The 15,801-nt window shown below is 67.9% G+C and carries 15 protein-coding genes and 1 tRNA gene; 6 read left to right on the forward strand and 10 right to left on the reverse strand.

Annotated elements, in window-relative coordinates; genetic code table 11:
- Positions 1-129: 129 nt before the first annotated feature.
- From A5744_RS08670 to A5744_RS08685, 4 genes are all read left to right on the forward strand, one after another.
- Positions 130-1,257: a resuscitation-promoting factor gene (locus A5744_RS08670; RefSeq protein WP_205866297.1), complete on the forward strand. Its 1,128-nt coding sequence runs from the start codon at positions 130-132 to the stop codon at positions 1,255-1,257.
- A complete protein-coding gene (rsmA, locus tag A5744_RS08675; RefSeq protein ID WP_076060177.1) occupies positions 1,221-2,186 on the forward strand; it encodes a 16S rRNA (adenine(1518)-N(6)/adenine(1519)-N(6))-dimethyltransferase RsmA in 966 nt (321 codons plus the stop codon). Before A5744_RS08670 ends, rsmA begins: the two co-directional genes overlap by 37 nt.
- Positions 2,187-2,222: 36 nt before the next feature.
- Entirely contained in the window at positions 2,223-3,179 is a 957-nt protein-coding gene (locus tag A5744_RS08680; protein ID WP_076060128.1) for a 4-(cytidine 5'-diphospho)-2-C-methyl-D-erythritol kinase, read from the forward strand.
- Positions 3,180-3,458: 279 nt separating this feature from the next.
- Positions 3,459-5,093, forward strand: a complete 1,635-nt coding sequence (locus tag A5744_RS08685; protein WP_076060179.1) for a fatty acyl-AMP ligase — start codon at positions 3,459-3,461, stop codon at positions 5,091-5,093.
- 17 nt (positions 5,094-5,110) lie between these two features.
- Here A5744_RS08685 and A5744_RS08690 read toward each other — a convergent pair whose 3' ends face one another.
- Entirely contained in the window at positions 5,111-5,710 is a 600-nt protein-coding gene (locus A5744_RS08690; protein WP_076060130.1) for a TetR/AcrR family transcriptional regulator, read from the reverse strand.
- Between the two features lie 136 nt (positions 5,711-5,846).
- Here A5744_RS08690 and A5744_RS08695 point away from each other — a divergent pair, with 136 nt between their 5' ends.
- Positions 5,847-7,412 carry an NAD(P)/FAD-dependent oxidoreductase gene (locus A5744_RS08695; protein WP_076060132.1) on the forward strand — a complete coding sequence of 522 codons (1,566 nt, stop codon included), beginning with the start codon at positions 5,847-5,849 and terminating at the stop codon, positions 7,410-7,412.
- Between the two features lie 22 nt (positions 7,413-7,434).
- Here A5744_RS08695 and pth read toward each other — a convergent pair whose 3' ends face one another.
- The 8 genes from pth to A5744_RS08735 all read right to left on the reverse strand — a co-directional run bounded on the left by pth (position 7,435) and on the right by A5744_RS08735 (position 13,622).
- On the reverse strand, positions 7,435-8,010 hold the full coding sequence (gene pth / locus A5744_RS08700) for an aminoacyl-tRNA hydrolase (protein WP_076060134.1): 576 nt from the start codon (positions 8,008-8,010) through the stop codon (positions 7,435-7,437).
- A gap of 12 nt (positions 8,011-8,022) precedes the next feature.
- A complete protein-coding gene (locus A5744_RS08705) occupies positions 8,023-8,694 on the reverse strand; it encodes a 50S ribosomal protein L25/general stress protein Ctc (protein ID WP_076060135.1) in 672 nt (223 codons plus the stop codon).
- A gap of 215 nt (positions 8,695-8,909) precedes the next feature.
- Positions 8,910-9,779, reverse strand: a complete 870-nt coding sequence (locus A5744_RS08710; RefSeq protein ID WP_076060137.1) for an oxidoreductase — start codon at positions 9,777-9,779, stop codon at positions 8,910-8,912.
- Between the two features lie 115 nt (positions 9,780-9,894).
- Positions 9,895-10,545 carry an LpqN/LpqT family lipoprotein gene (locus tag A5744_RS08715; RefSeq protein WP_076060139.1) on the reverse strand — a complete coding sequence of 217 codons (651 nt, stop codon included), beginning with the start codon at positions 10,543-10,545 and terminating at the stop codon, positions 9,895-9,897.
- Positions 10,542-10,898, reverse strand: a complete 357-nt coding sequence (gene arsC / locus A5744_RS08720) for an arsenate reductase (glutaredoxin) (RefSeq protein ID WP_076060140.1) — start codon at positions 10,896-10,898, stop codon at positions 10,542-10,544. The genes A5744_RS08715 and arsC overlap by 4 nt, the downstream gene beginning before the upstream one ends.
- Positions 10,899-11,879: a ribose-phosphate diphosphokinase gene (locus A5744_RS08725; RefSeq protein WP_076060142.1), complete on the reverse strand. Its 981-nt coding sequence runs from the start codon at positions 11,877-11,879 to the stop codon at positions 10,899-10,901. It abuts the gene before it with no gap.
- 97 nt (positions 11,880-11,976) lie between these two features.
- Positions 11,977-13,461: a bifunctional UDP-N-acetylglucosamine diphosphorylase/glucosamine-1-phosphate N-acetyltransferase GlmU gene (gene glmU, locus A5744_RS08730; RefSeq protein ID WP_076060144.1), complete on the reverse strand. Its 1,485-nt coding sequence runs from the start codon at positions 13,459-13,461 to the stop codon at positions 11,977-11,979.
- Positions 13,462-13,550: 89 nt separating this feature from the next.
- Positions 13,551-13,622: transfer RNA gene (locus A5744_RS08735), tRNA-Gln, on the reverse strand.
- A gap of 171 nt (positions 13,623-13,793) precedes the next feature.
- Between A5744_RS08735 and A5744_RS08740 the strand changes: the two genes are divergently transcribed.
- Positions 13,794-14,387: a TetR/AcrR family transcriptional regulator gene (locus A5744_RS08740; RefSeq protein WP_139329783.1), complete on the forward strand. Its 594-nt coding sequence runs from the start codon at positions 13,794-13,796 to the stop codon at positions 14,385-14,387.
- Between the two features lie 13 nt (positions 14,388-14,400).
- Here A5744_RS08740 and lysA read toward each other — a convergent pair whose 3' ends face one another.
- A complete protein-coding gene (gene lysA, locus A5744_RS08745; RefSeq protein WP_076060147.1) occupies positions 14,401-15,741 on the reverse strand; it encodes a diaminopimelate decarboxylase in 1,341 nt (446 codons plus the stop codon).
- Between the last annotated feature and the right edge of the window lie 60 nt (positions 15,742-15,801).

Genomic DNA, 15,801 nt, shown 5'->3' on the forward strand with positions numbered 1-15,801 from the left:
GCCGAACATTGGCCGGTTCGTTACCGTCTTGTGATCGAACGGGTGGGCCCGCAGGCCCCTTTGTCGTTTTCTGCTGAATAGGTCCTGAGTAGGTCGAGAAGTGGTTGCTGAGGTCGGGGTTAGCGCGCGTTGAGTGTATTAGCGAAACTTCATCAATCCCCATCACCCATGTTGCGGCTCGTCGTCGCGGGCCTTCTCTTAGTACTGGCGTTGGCCGGCGGCGTTGCCGTCTCCGCATCCAAGACCGTGACGCTGACCGTCGACGGCATCGCGATGCGGGTGACCACCATGAAGTCGCGGGTGATCGACATCGTCGCGGAGAACGGCTACACCGTCGACGAGCGCGACGACCTTTACCCCGCCGGTGACGTCCAGGTACACGACAGCGCCAACATCGTGCTGCGTCGCAGCCGGCCGTTGCAGATCTCGCTGGACGGCCATGACGCCAAGCAGGTTTGGACCACGGCGTCCACCGTGGACGAGGCGCTGGCTCAGCTCGCGATGACCGACACCGCCCCCGCCGCTGCCTCCCGCGGCAGCCGGGTTCCGCTGGCGGGCATGGCCCTGCCGGTCGTCAGCGCCAAGACGGTCAAGATCAACGACGGCGGCACGACCCGCACGGTGCACCTGCCGGCGCCCAACGTCGCGGGACTGCTGAGCGCCGCGGGCATACCACTGGCCGAAAGCGATCAGGTGGCGCCGAGCGCGACGTCGCCGATCGTCGACGGCATGGAAATCCAGGTGACGCGCAACCGGATCCAACGGGTCACCGAGCGGGTTCCGCTGCCGCCGAACGCTCGCCGGGTCGAGGACCCCGAAATGAACGTCAGCCGGCAGGTCGTCGAGGACCCGGGCGCCCCGGGCACGCAGGACGTGACGTACGCGGTGGCCACCGTCAACGGTGTCGAGACCGGCCGGATCCCCGTCGCGAACGTCGTGATCACCCCGTCCCGGGAATCAGTGGTGCGCGTCGGCACCAAGCCCGGCACCGATGTGCCCCCGGTGATCGACGGATCCATCTGGGACGCCATCGCGGGCTGCGAGGCCGGCGGAAACTGGGCGATCAACACCGGTAACGGGTATTACGGTGGTGTGCAATTCGACCAGGGCACCTGGGAGCGCAATGGCGGCCTGCGGTTCGCCTCCCGCGCCGACCTGGCGACCCGGGAAGAGCAGATCGCCGTCGCCGAGGTGACCCGCGAGCGCCAGGGGTGGGGCGCCTGGCCGGTGTGCAGCGGAAGAGCTGGTGCACGCTGACCATCCGGCTACTCGGGCGCACCGAGATCAGGCGGCTGGCCAAGGAACTTGAATTTCGGCCACGGAAGGCACTCGGCCAGAACTTCGTTCACGACGCCAACACGGTGCGCCGGGTGGTTTCGAGCTCGGGGGTCAGCCGCTCCGACCATGTCTTGGAGGTCGGTCCCGGTCTCGGGTCGCTCACGTTGGCGTTGCTCGACCGCGGCGCCGCCGTCACCGCCGTCGAAATCGACCCGGTCTTGGCCACGCGGCTGCCCCAGACCGTGGCCGAGCACTCGCACAGCGAAATCCAACGGCTGACCGTGCTCAACCGCGACGTCTTGACCCTTGCCCGTGACGAGGTGACCACCGAACCGACGGCGGTCGTCGCCAACCTGCCCTACAACGTCGCGGTCCCGGCGCTGTTGCACCTGCTTGCCGAGTTTCCGTCGATCCGCACCGTGACTGTGATGGTGCAGGCCGAGGTCGCCGAACGCCTCGCCGCCGAGCCGGGCGGCAAAGACTACGGCGTGCCCAGCGTCAAGGTGCGTTTCTTCGGCCAGGTCCGCCGCTGCGGCACGGTGTCGCCGACGGTCTTCTGGCCCATTCCCCGGGTCTATTCCGGGCTGGTTCGCATCGACCGGCACACAACGTCGCCGTGGCCAACCGACGAAGCTTTCCGGCGGCGGGTATTCGAACTGGTCGACATCGCGTTTGCTCAGCGGCGCAAGACATCTCGCAACGCGTTCGCCGAGTGGGCGGGCTCGGGCAGCGAGTCGGCGAATCGCCTGCTGGCCGCCAGCATCGATCCCGCCCGGCGCGGCGAGACTCTGTCCATCGACGACTTCGTGCGGCTGCTGCGGCGTTCCGGTGCACCGGGCGACGGCGCCGCCCCGGCGAACCCCGATGCCGCGCTGCGGCACGTTTCGGGGCACGCGTCCGCGAGCTGAGTAGGACGCCGCCCGTTCCAGCGATAGTCTGCTGCGGTGTCCGCGTCTGACGGCAGCACCGCAACACAGTGGGTGCCCACCGGGTCGGTCACCGTTCGGGTGCCCGGAAAGGTCAATCTCTACCTGGCCGTCGGCGATCGTCGCGAGGACGGCTATCACGAGCTGACGACGGTGTTCCAAGCCGTGTCCTTGCTCGACGAGGTGACCGTGCGCAATGCCGACGTGCTGTCGCTCGAGCTCGTCGGCGAGGGCGCCGACACGCTGCCCATCGATGAACGCAACCTCGCGTGGCAGGCCGCCGAGCTGATGGCCGATCATGTCGGCCGCGCACCCGACGTCTCGATCATGATCGACAAATCCATTCCGGTGGCCGGCGGCATGGCGGGTGGCAGCGCGGATGCGGCCGCCGTGCTGGTCGGCATCAACGCGCTGTGGGAGCTCAACGTGCCCCGCCGCGATCTGCGCATGCTCGCCGCGCAACTCGGCAGCGACGTGCCGTTCGCTCTGCATGGCGGCACCGCGCTGGGGACCGGTCGCGGCGAGGAGCTGGCGACCGTGTTGTCGCGGAACACCTTTCACTGGGTGCTGACGTTCGCGGACAGCGGGCTGCTCACCCCGGCGGTGTTCGGCGAGCTCGACCGGCTCCGGGAGAGCGGCGAGCCGTCACGGCTGGCCGAGCCTGGGCCGGTGCTGGCGGCCCTGGCCGCGGGCGACCCTGAGCAGCTGGCGCCGCTACTGGGCAACGAAATGCAAGCGGCGGCGGTGAGCCTGGACCCGGGACTACGGCGGACGCTGCGCGCCGGTGTGGAGGCCGGTGCGCTTGCCGGCATCGTGTCCGGATCCGGTCCGACGTGCGCTTTCTTGTGCACCTCGGCGTCGCAGGCCGTCGACATCGGCACCCAGCTGTCGGGGGCGGGGGTCTGCCGCACGGTCCGGGTCGCGAGCGGACCGGTGCCCGGCGCCCGCGTCGTGCCCGCGCCAACCGAAGTCTGAACGGGGTGTGAAATCCGACTCAGCGGCCGCTAGAAGTTGGCGCTTCCTTAAGAGTTGCTTAAGATGACTCGCGGTGACGAGTAGCGGTAAGCAGGACCACTCGATTTCGTCGTCTGCCGGGCGCTGCGGTGGACGGCCTACCGGGTTTGCAGACTCATCGCCGTTTCGAGACCTAACCGCTGCCCAACTGTGCTCGCGCGCCTGCTGCAAAGTAGCCCCCAGCAGGCGGAATATGAGATTCCGGGCGTTGGGGAATCTGCCGGAACCGAGGAGGCCTTTGTGAGCCGGTTTACCGAGAAGATGTACCGCAACGCCCGCACCGCGAAGACGGGCATGGTCACCGGTGAACCCCACGAACCCGTCCGCCACACCTGGGGCGAGGTCCACGAGCGCGCCCGGTGCATCGCGGGCGGCCTGGCCGCCGCGGGGATCGGCCTCGGCGACGCCATCGGTGTGCTCGCCGGCTTCCCGGTGGAGATCGCCCCGACCGCGCAGGGCCTGTGGATGCGCGGGGCCAGCCTCACCATGCTGCACCAGCCCACGCCGCGCACCGACCTTGCCGTCTGGGCCGAGGACACCATGACCGTGATCGGCATGATCGAGGCCAAGGCCGTCATCGTCTCCGAGCCCTTCCTGGTGGCCATCCCCGTGCTGGAGGAGAAGGGGATCAAGGTCCTCACCGTCGCCGACCTGCTGGCGTCGGATCCGATCGACCCCGTCGAGGTCGGCGAGGACGATCTGGCGCTGATGCAGTTAACGTCCGGGTCCACCGGTTCACCCAAAGCTGTCCAGATCACCCACCGCAACATCTACTCCAACGCCGAGGCGATGTTCATCGGCGCGCAGTACGACGTCGACAAGGACGTCATGGTCAGCTGGCTGCCCTGCTTCCACGACATGGGCATGGTCGGCTTCCTGACCATTCCGATGTTCTTCGGTGCCGAGCTGGTCAAGGTCACGCCGATGGACTTTCTGCGCGACACCCTGTTGTGGGCGAAGCTGATCGACAAGTACCAGGGCACCATGACGGCGGCGCCCAACTTCGCCTACGCGCTGCTGGCCAAGCGGTTGCGGCGCAACGCGAAACCCGGCGACTTCGACCTGTCGACCCTGCGCTTCGCGCTGTCCGGCGCCGAGCCCGTCGAACCCGCCGACGTCGAGGACCTGCTGGACGCCGGCAAGCCGTTCGGGCTTCGGCCCTCGGCGATCCTGCCGGCCTACGGTATGGCCGAGACGACCCTGGCGGTCTCGTTCTCGGAGTGCAACGCCGGTCTGGTTGTCGACGAGGTCGACGCCGATCTGCTGGCCGCGCTGCGCCGCGCGGTGCCCGCCAGCAAGGGCAACGTTCGCAGGCTGGCCACGCTGGGCCCGCTGCTGCAGGATCTCGAAGCCCGCATCATCGACGACAACGGCGAGGTGATGCCGCCGCGCGGCGTCGGCGTCATCGAGCTCCGCGGCGAATCGCTGACGCCCGGCTACCTCACCATGGGCGGCTTCATCCCGGCGCAGGACGAGCACGGCTGGTACGACACCGGTGACCTCGGCTACCTCACCGAGGAGGGCCACATCGTCGTGTGCGGCCGCGTCAAGGACGTCATCATCATGGCCGGCCGCAACATCTACCCGACCGACATCGAGCGGGCCGCCTGCCGCGTCGAGGGGGTGCGGCCCGGCTGCGCCGTCGCGGTGCGGCTCGACGCGGGTCACTCGCGCGAGACGTTCGCCGTCGCCGTCGAATCCAACGCCTGGCAAGACCCGGCCGAGGTGCGCCGCATCGAGCACCAGGTCGCGCACGAGGTCGTCAGCGAGGTCGACGTGCGGCCACGCAATGTGGTGGTGCTGGGCCCGGGGACGATTCCGAAGACGCCGTCGGGCAAGCTGCGCCGGTCCACCTCGGTCACGCTCGTCAGCTAGCGCCGACGGCTCCCGCGTCACGACAGCGGGGTGAGACCCGACCGCACCAGCTCCAGGCACGTGGCGGAGATGACTCCCAAATCCTCGACACAGCCGTTCCGCCCCCACGTCTCCACCCCGATCACCAGGGCCGCGGCGAGCGTGGCGCCCGCTACGTTGGCGACCAGATCGATGTTCGCGACATCGGGGTAGCGCTGCTTGACGAAGTCGGTGATAACCGCGGCGAACGACGCCTGGACGACGCGCAGGTGGCTGGCGATCTGCTCCCCGGTGATCAATTCGGCGCGGGCGAGCGCCGCCTGCCGAACCAGCTCGATGTCGTGCGGGTAGCTGGCCACGCTGGCCAGCACCGCCTCGAACACTGACTCGGAGCGGGGGCGGTGCGCGAGCGCCTCGGCCAGCCACTCCACCTGGGTGTCGTAGTCCTGGAACAGCACGGCTTCCTTCGTGGGAAAGTGCCGAAAGAAGGTGCGCTCGGTGACGCCGGCCTCCTGCGCGAGCTGCTGCACCGTGACGTTTCCGAATCCCTCGCTGGCGAACCGCTTGAGGGCCACCTGGCGCAGCGCATCATGGGTCCTGCTGTGGCGCAGCTTGTGGAGGTTCTCCTTCTCGCCCATACCTCGCATCCCACCACACCGTTCCGTCACAGTTGGCGTCTTCCAATTAAGTCAGTACTGACATATATTGAGGGCGCCCGCGGCTCCTGTCGCGCGGAACGGACTCGGAGACCGAGTGGGAGAAGGAGCAGGAGCGATGACGGACTATGACGCGATCGTCATCGGCGCCGGGCACAACGGATTGACCGCGGCGGCGATCCTGCAGCGCGCCGGGTTGCGCACCCTGTGCCTGGAGGCCAACACCTATACCGGCGGCATGGCCGCCACCGTCGAGCTGATCGACGGATTCCGTTACGAGATCGCGGGTTCCGTGCAGTTTCCGACCGCGCCGCAGATCGTCAAGGAGCTCGGGCTGGACACCCTGCCGACCATCGATGCCGAGGTGCAGTCGGTCAACCTCGGCGACGACGGCGAAGAACCGATGATCTTCTATCGCGACCCGATGCAGCTGATGACGCACCTCGCCGAGAAGCTCGGCGCCGACGCCGTCACGGGCATGGCCGAGATGATCGGGTGGAGCCAGGGGCCCGCAAAGGCGCTCGACCGTTTCGAGGTGTGCACCCCGCCCAAGACCCTCGACGAGATGTATGCCTGCGCGGCAAACGAATCCGAGCGCAGAGCCATCCACGAGTTGTTGTTCGGGACGGCGATGGACCCCATCAACCGCTTCCTGCCCGACAGGGACAAGCACGCGGTGCTGCGCGGGATGCTCGCGTTCCTCGCCATCAACTCCACCTACCGCGGGCCGTATACCCCGGGCAGCGCAACGTGTTTGGCATTCGCGCTCGCCGTGCCGAACGAGACCACGGCGATGATGACCAAGCTCGAGGGCGGCATCGGCGCGCTCTGCACGCACCTGCACGAGATGTTCGTCTCCCACGGCGGCGAGGTCAGGTATCGCGCCAAGGTCGAAAAGATTCTCCTCGAAAACGGCCGGGTGACCGGCGTGCGTCTGCGTGACGGCTCACAGATCACCGCGCCCGTCGTGGTATCCAACCTGTCGCCCGATCTGACCCTCATCGACCTGCTCGGCGCCGAGCATCTGCCCGCCGACCTGGTCGCGCGGCTCACCGGCCGCGACCACCGGGCGTCGTTCGTCCAGATCCACTTCGCGCTCGACGGCTTGCCGGAATTCGCCCCGCCGTACGACTTCCTGAACGAACCGGGCATGCAGTCGTCCATCGGCATCTTCGGCTCACCCGAAGAACAGCAACGCCAATGGGAGGAGTGCAAGAGGGGGATCATTCCCGACAACCCGTCGATGGGCATGCAGATCCCGTCGGTGCACGACCCCGGCATGGCACCCCCGGGCAAGCACGCGGCGAGCGCGTTCGCCTACGCCTTCCCGGTCGAAGCCAACCGCGACCTGCATGGCCAGCTCAAGAACGTGATGGCGGAGAAGGTCATCGACAAGATCACCCGCTACGCGCCCAACTTCCGCGACATCCAGATACGGCACATCACGTTTGCGCCGTACCACATGCAGACGATGTTCGCCGCGCCCTCCGGGGACTTCTGCCACGGCTTGCTGCATCCGGACCTGATGGGACCCAACCGGCCCGGGCCCAAGGGCTTCCTGGACCTTCCCATTCCGATCGAGGGGTTGTACCTCGGCGGCGCGGGATGCCATGGGGGACCGGGTATTACGTTCACGCCCGGCTACAACGCGGCGCACCAGGCGCTCGAGGACATCTCTCGATGACCTACGTGGTCGCAGAACAGGCCTACCAGGCGTGGATGCGGTTTTGCGCGGGCTCCAGCCCCAGATCGATGAGCAACTCGGTGGCGTCGGCCGCCTGCTCGCAAATCGTCGGGACTTCGGGACGCTCGGTCGCCGTGAAGTTCTCCAGCACGAAAGCCGCCGGGTCCTTGCGTCCGGGCGGACGGCCGATCCCGATGCGTACCCGCTGAAAGTCCTTGGTGCCCAAGGCCGCCGCCACCGAGCGCAGACCGTTGTGGCCGCCCTCGCCGCCGCCGATCTTGAGCCGGATGCGACCGAACTCGAGGTCGAGGTCGTCGTGGATGACGATGATGTCCGCCGGCGCCACCGAGTAGAACTTCGCCAACGGCCCGATCTGGCGGCCGGATTCGTTCATATAGCAGCGCGGCTTGGCCAGCAGGATCGAGCGGCCGGCCAATCGGCCGCTGAGGACCTCCGCGCCGGAACGCTTGTGCGCCTTGAATTTCGCGCCCAGCCGGGCGGCGAGCAGGTCGGCGACCATGAACCCCAGGTTGTGCCGCGTCCGGGCGTAGTTGTCTCCGGGGTTGCCCAGGCCGACCACCAACAACGGCTCGGCCATGTCGCGAGCCGCCTACTCGGACTCGGCGGCGGGCGCCTCGGCTTCGCCGCCCTCTTCTTCTTCGGCCGGCGCTTCCGGCGCTTCCTCGCCCTCGGCGACCTCGCCCGCGCCCTCTTCCTCGAGGTCCTCGGCGGTCGGCGCGACCACCACGTTGACCACCAGCATCTCCGGGTCGGAAATCAGGTTGACGCCCGAGGGCAGGGAGATCTGTCCGGCCGTGAACTGGGTGCCGGGTTCGGCGCCCTCGACGGACACGGTCAACTGCTCGGGAATCGACAGGGCGTCGGCCTCGATCTCGATGGTGCTGGTGTCCTGGGTGACCAGGGTGCCGGGGACGGCGTCGCCCTCGACGACGACTCGGACCTCGACGACGACCTTCTCGCCGCGACGCACGACGAGCAGGTCGGCGTGCTGGATGGTGCGCCGGATCGGGTGGATGTGCAGCGCCTTGGTCAGCGCCAGCTGTTCCTTACCGGCGATGTCGAGAGTCAGCACCGCGTTGGTGCCGGAATGCCGCAGGACGGCCGCGAAGTCGTGTCCGGGCAATTCGAGGTGCTGCGGGTCGGTGCCGTGACCGTATAGGACGGCCGGGATCTTGCCGTCGCGCCGGGCTCGGCGGGACGCGCCCTTGCCGGTTTCGGTTCGCACCGTCGCCGTGAGTTGATTGACTGCCGACTTGGCCATCGTGTCGCTCCTGTGTGCTCTGGTTCTGGGCACGGCCAGGATCGCGACAATCTGTCGGTCCCCGTCGATAACGGTGCTGGTTAGACGGCCAGCCACCCTCGCCGTGACGCCCGGTCAGGTTATCGCATGGACGCCTCAGGGCGGAAATCGATGAGTGTGCTGGTAGGGCGCCGTCAGCGCACACTCGACGCCCTCAGCGCACACTCGAACAGGCCTCAGAGCGGAAATTTGGTGCCGGTGAGCTGCTCGGACAGCTCCCAGAGCGCGGCGGCGGCGGCCGCGTCTCGCGCCCGACGGCTGCGGCCGACCGGTTGGCTGCGGCCGACGTAGCCGAACCGCGGACCGATGAACGCGTTCCCCGGCACGTCCTGCGACGCCGCGTAGAGCGTCTGCCGGGCGCCGAAGTCGGCGTTCGTGGCAAACACCCGGGTGGCGGCCGACATCAGCGCGTCGCCCAGCTTGCGGCCCGACGCGCCCTGCAGGTTGGTGTGCGAATATCCGGGATGCGCGGCGACCGCGCGCAGCGGCGAACCGGCGGCCTCGAGTCGTCGCTGCAGCTCGCTGGTGAACAAGAGGTTGGCGAGCTTCGACTGGCTGTAGGCCAGCCACGGCGAGTACCGCCGGGTCTTGAAGTGCAGGTCGTCGAAGTTGATCCGCCCCGCCCAGTGCGCCATCGAGGACACCGTGACGACCCGGTCGCTCAGTTTGGGCAACAACAGGTTGGTCAGCGCGAAATGGCCGAGATGATTGGTGCCGATCTGGCCCTCGAAGCCGTCGACGGTCAACGCATAGCCCGCGGCCATGATGCCGGCGTTGTTGATCAGCACATCGGCCTTGTCGATCCCGTCGGCGAACCGCCGCACCGAGGACAGGTCCTGCAGATCGAGTTGGCGCACCTCGACTTCGCCGCGCATCCGCTGCGCGGCGGCGTCACCTTTCTCGGTGTTCCGCACGGCCATCACGATCGTGGCGCCTTTCGCGGCCAGCTCGCGCGCCGTCACCTCGCCCAGCCCGCTATTGGCCCCGGTGATGATGACGGTGCGCCCGGCAAACGAGGGGAGGTCTGCGGCGGTCCAGTCGGTCATGGCTGACAACAGTAGTGAACCGCGCGCACCGAGATTGCCGTGAGGGCTGTGATTCGGCCACAGGCCACGACCCTGGTGGCAATCTCGGTGACGTCACCGCGGCCACAGCCGCCAATCACTTTGCCGCGACGACGAATCCGTGGATGATCGCCTCGATGTCGGTCGACTGCGCCACCGCCTCGCCGGCCAGGTCGGTGATGGTCAGCTGAACCAGGTATCGCTGGCCGGCGGGTGGCGATCCGGTGGGGATGACGATCCGGTTCCAGCTATGCAGCCGCGTGCCCTCGAGGTCGTAGCTGCCCTGGATCATCGACGAGGGAAATCCGTTGAAGGGCGCGGTCGATGCGTCGAGTTGCCGGAAGTTCTGGAACAGCTGGGCATCGTCGTTACCGTGCTTGATAACCTCGGCCGGGTCGAAATCCCCGCGCAGCTTGAAAACCACCAGCCGAGCCGTCGGATACTTGCCGCCCTTCGAGATCATCACCGTCTCGGGCGTGATCTTCTTCGGGTCGTTGAACGGCGACCAGCCCGGTGGCGTCGGTATCGATACGGTCAGATCGGTCAGGCTGCTTGGCGCCACCTGCTGCCCGGTGACACCGATGCTTTGCAGATACTTCGACAACGGGACTGGCTTACTGGTCGTCGTGGTGGTGGTGGCCGTCGTCGACGTCGTTCCCAACACCGACGAGTAGTCGGGCGGTTTCGGGGCGCAGGCGGCCAGCGTCAGCGCGACTAGCGCGGCCCCGACGGTCCAGCGAGAGGTCACAGAACCTCGCGGACCGCGTCGATCGGCCGGGCCAACCGGGTCCCCTTCGGTGTGACGACAAACGGCCGTTCGATCAGGATGGGATGCTCGGCCATGGCGTCGAGCAACTCGTCGTCGCTCGCGTCGGCGAGGTTCAGTTCGGTGTAGAGCGGTTCCCGCTTGCGCACCGCGGTGCGCACATCGATGCCGGCGTCGCGGATCATGCGAACCAGTTCGTCCCGGGACGGCGGCGTTTTCAGGTATTGGACGATGGTGGGCTCAAAGCCGTTGTCCCGCAGCAGATCCAGCGTCTTGCGCGAGGTGCTGCATTTGGGATTGTGGTAGATGACCGCGTCTTGTGAACCGGAAGCCATCTAGGCGTCTCCGTCGAATAGCCCTGTGACTGAGCCATTTTCGAAGACGGCGCGGATGGTGCTGGCCAGCAGCGGCGCGATCGACAAAACCGTGAGCTGGGGAAAACGCTTCTCCTCGCCGATCGGCAAGGTGTTCGTCACGATCACCTCGCGCGCGCCGCACGCGGCCAGCCGCTCGGCGGCCGGGTCCGACAGCACACCGTGGGTCGCGGCGATGATCACGTCACTGGCACCGTCGTCGCGCAACAGCTGCACCGCGCCGGCGATGGTGCCACCGGTGTCGATCATGTCGTCGATCAGGACGCAGGTGCGGCCTTCGACCTCGCCGACGACGCGGTTGGACACCACCTGGTTGGGCACGCGCGGGTCACGGGTCTTGTGAATGAAGGCCAGCGGAACGCCGCCCAGGGCGTCGGCCCATTTCTCGGCGATGCGCACCCGCCCCGAGTCGGGGGAGACCACGACCATGTTGCTGTCCGGGTAGTTGTCCCGGATGTAGCCGGTCAGCAGGTTCTGCCCGCGCATGTGGTCGACGGGCCCGTCGAAGAAACCCTGGATCTGGTCGGTGTGCAGGTCGACGGTCACGATCCGGTCGGCGCCCGCCGTCTTGAGCAGGTCGGCGACCAGCCGCGCCGAAATGGGTTCGCGGCCCCGATGCTTCTTGTCCTGGCGAGCGTAGGGATAGAACGGCATGACGGCGGTGATCCGCTTGGCGCTGCCGCGCTTGAGCGCGTCGATCATGATCAGCTGTTCCATCAGCCAGTCGTTGACCGGTGCCGGATGGGATTGCAGGACGAACGCGTCGCAGCCACGCACCGATTCGTGGAAGCGCACGAAGATCTCACCGTTGGCGAACTCCCGCGCGGTCTGCGCGGTGACATGGACGTCGAGCTCTTTGGCTACCTGCTCGGCCAACTCCGGATGCGCGCGGCCGGAGAAGAGCATCAGGTTTTTGCGGTTATCGGTCCAGTCGTGGCTCACCGTGCTGCCCTCGGGGTATCGGGATCGAGATAGCGAATTGAAGGCCCCATCGTATGCGAAGGGTCTGGATGGGCTGCCGCATTGCCACGCAGTGGGCTCACGGCGCCCGATCCGGGTCGGGTGGGGGCGGGGGCTGCTGGGCGGCCTTTTCCGCGGCTTCGGCGGCTTGGGCCGCCGCGCTGCCCGGCCGCTTACGCCGCACCCAGTCCTCGATGTTGCGTTGCGGTCCCGCCGAAACGGCCAGCGCACCCGGGGGGACGTCGTCGCGCACGACGGTGCCGGCGCCGGTGTAGGCCCCGTCGCCGACGGTCACCGGCGCGACGAACATGGTGTCCGACCCGGTGCGCACGTGCGAGCCGATGGTGGTGCGGGACTTTGATTCGCCGTCGTAGTTGACGAAGACGCTGGACGCGCCGATGTTGCTGTGCTCGCCGATGTCTGCGTCGCCGACGTAGGTCAGATGCGGAACCTTGGTGCCCGCGCCGATGGTGGAGTTCTTGGTTTCGACGAACGCGCCCAGTTTGCCGTCGGCGCCCAAAACGGTGCCGGGCCGCAGATAGGTATACGGGCCGACGGTCGCGCCGCCGCCGATCGACGACGACGTGCCGTGGGTGCGCACCACGGACGCACGGTCACCGACCGTGACGTCGGTCAGCGTGGTGTCCGGGCCGACGACGCAGCCGGCGCCGATCTGGGTGTGCCCTAGCAATTGCGTCCCGGGCTGGACGACGGTGTCGCGGCCGATCGTCACGTCGACGTCGATCCAGGTGGTCGTCGGATCGACCACCGTCACGCCGGCCATCTGGTGGGCGGCGACGATCCGACGGTTCAGCTCGGCACCCAGCTCGGCCAGCTGGACGCGGTTGTTGACGCCGGCCACCAGCGCGCTGTCGTCGACGTGCTGGGCGAGTATCGACCGGCCGTCCCCGCGCAGGATGGCGATGACGTCGGTGAGATAGAGCTCGCGTTGCGCGTTGTCGGAGCTCAGCCGCCCCAGGGCCGACCGCAGCGCGGCGACGTCGAAGGCGTACACACCGGCGTTGACCTCGTGGATCTCGCGCTGCGAGTCCGTCGCGTCGGCATGTTCGACGATCGCCATCACTTCATTGTCCTGCGTGCGCAGGATGCGGCCGTAGCCGAAGGGTTCGTTCAGCGTGGTGGTCAGCACGGTCACCGCGGCCGACGCCGCGTTGTGCGTTGCGATCAGGCCGGCCAGGGTGTCGGCGTCCAGCAGGGGAGTATCGCCGGAGGTGACGACGACGATGCCGGCGTAGTCCTCGGGCAGCGCGGACAGCCCGCAGAGCACCGCGTGGCCGGTGCCCAGCGGCCGGTCCTGCAGCGCCACGTCGATCGGGCGCCCGAGCCGCTCGGCCAGTTCGGCGACCAGCGGCTCGATGCGTTGGTGCTCGTGGCCGAGGACGACGACCAGGCGCTGGGGTGCCACCTTGGCGACCGCGTGCAGCGAGTGGGCCAACATGCTGCGGCCGGCGATCGTATGCAGCACCTTCGGGGTGTCTGACCGCATCCTGGTGCCGGGCCCGGCCGCCAAGACCAGGACCGCGGTGTCACCACGAAACGACATGAATCCCCTTTCGACGCGAGCGAGCGTGTTTGTACGCCGACACGCCGTCAAGCGTGTCATTTCATGCACGCTCGTGGCAAAGACCCGTGCTCCGTCGCCAGGACTCGAACCTGAACTTTCTGAACCAAAATCAGAGGTGCTGCCGATTACACCACGACGGATTGCCCACTGCGGCGGCCGCCGGAACGATCGCCGACCGCGCCACCAAGACTCTAAACGTTACCGGGGCCGACGGCGGCCCCAGGCAAAGTCATACAACTTCACCTGCGCAAACCGATACCCTGAAGGACGTGGCAGCCCCGGATAAAGAAGTGCGGGCCCCGCGCGCCAGGATGACCGGCAGCGCGCGCCGGCACCAACTCATCGGTATCGCGCGCCAGCTGTTCGCCGAACGCGGCTACGAGGGCGCGTCGATCGAGGAGATCGCGCAGCGCGCCAACGTGTCCAAACCCGTCGTCTACGAGCATTTCGGCGGCAAAGAGGGCCTCTACGCCGTGGTGGTCGACCGCGAGATGTCGGCGCTGCTCGACGGCATCACCTCGTCGCTGACGAACAACCGGTCCCGGGTTCGGGTCGAGCGGGTCGCGCTGGCGTTGCTCACCTACGTCGAGGAGCGCACCGACGGCTTCCGGATCATGATCCGCGACTCGCCCGCCGCGATCAGCTCCGGCACCTATTCCAGCCTGCTCAACGACGCCGTCAGCCAGGTCAGCTCGATCCTGGCCGGCGACTTCGCCCGCCGCGGCCTTGACCCGGATCTGGCGCCGCTATACGCCCAGGCGTTGGTGGGCTCGGTGTCGATGACGGCCCAATGGTGGCTCGACACCCGCGAACCCAAGAAGGAGGTGGTCGCCGCGCACCTGGTCAACCTGATGTGGAACGGCCTGACCCATCTGGAGGCCGATCCCAAGCTGCAGGACGAGTAGCGCGAGCCCGGTCCTAGCCGCAGTCGCGCGAGAGCAGGTCGGCGATCGTCTCGCGACGGACGATCTCGCGGGCCCGGCCATCCTTGACCGCCACCACGGGCGGGCGGCAGACCAGGTTGTAGTTCGACGCCATGCTGTGGTGATAGGAACCGGTACACGCCACGGCCAGCAGATCGCCGGGCCCCACGTCCGCGGGTAGCTGGATGTCGCGGGCGATTTCGTCGCCCGCCTCGCAGTGCCGGCCCGCCACAGTCACGGTGCGCTTGGCTCCGAGCGAATGCCGGTTCGCGAGCGCGACCGTGTATTGCGCGCCGTACAGCGACACCCGCGGGTTGTCGCTCATGCCGCCGTCCACGGCGACGAAGGTGCGGCCACCCGGTTGCGTCTTCGCCGAGCACACCCGATACAACGTGAGACCGGCCCGCCCGCTGATGGCGCGGCCCGGTTCCACCACGACGGTCGGCCGGGGAAAACGTTCGGCCGCGCACGCCTCGTCCAGCGCGTTCTCGATTACCCCGGCGAGCTCGTCCAGGTTGAGTTCCCGATCGCCGGAGACGTACGGGATCCCATGGCCGCCACCGATATTCAGCTCGGTGAGGATGACGCCGTGCCGGATGCGGATGTCGGCCATGGCGGCGATCATCCGGTGGATGGCCTCGCCGTAGCGGGTGGCGTCGGTGACTTGCGACCCGATGTGACAGTGCAGCCCGACCAGGTCGAGGATCGGGTGCGCCAGCACCCGCTGCACGGCCACATCGGCCCGGTCGCCATGGAGCGTGAAGCCGAACTTCTGGTCACTGATGCCGGTGGTCAGCGCCCGGTGCCCATGGATGTCGACGTCGGGCGTCACCCGGATCAGCACGCGCTGGCGTCGTCGCGCCAGGCCGGCCAGGTAGGCGATCTCCATGGCCGAATCCAGCACGATGCGTCCGACCCCGACGCGCACCGCCTCGCGCAACTCGTCGGGCGATTTCGCATTGCCGTGCATGACGATGCGGGCGGGATCGACGCCCCCGGCCAATGCGACGGCCAGCTCGCCGCCCGAACAGACGTCGACCCCGAGGCCCTCTTCGCGAGCCCAGCGCGCCACCGCCGTTGTCAGCAGTGACTTTCCGGCGTAGACAACACCGACGCCGCGCAGCGCCTTGCGGTAGCGGCGGGCGCGGTGCCGAAAATCGGCCTCGTCGATGACGTACGCCGGGGTGTGGAACTCGTCGGCGATATCGGTCAGTGCCACCCCGCCGACGCACAGCCGGCCCTCCTCGTCGGAACGCGTGGTGACCGGCCAGATCGCGGGATCGAACCGCACCGGTGCCGCCTGACCCAGGGACGGCAGGATGTCGATCAATGTCATGGCTTCAAGGTGCGCCCACGCGGAGCCGGGTGCCGCTTTCTTGACGATCCTTTGACGGCA

This window comes from Mycobacterium sp. IS-1264, assembly GCF_001954195.1.
Taxonomy (GTDB): Bacteria; Actinomycetota; Actinomycetes; order Mycobacteriales; family Mycobacteriaceae; genus Mycobacterium.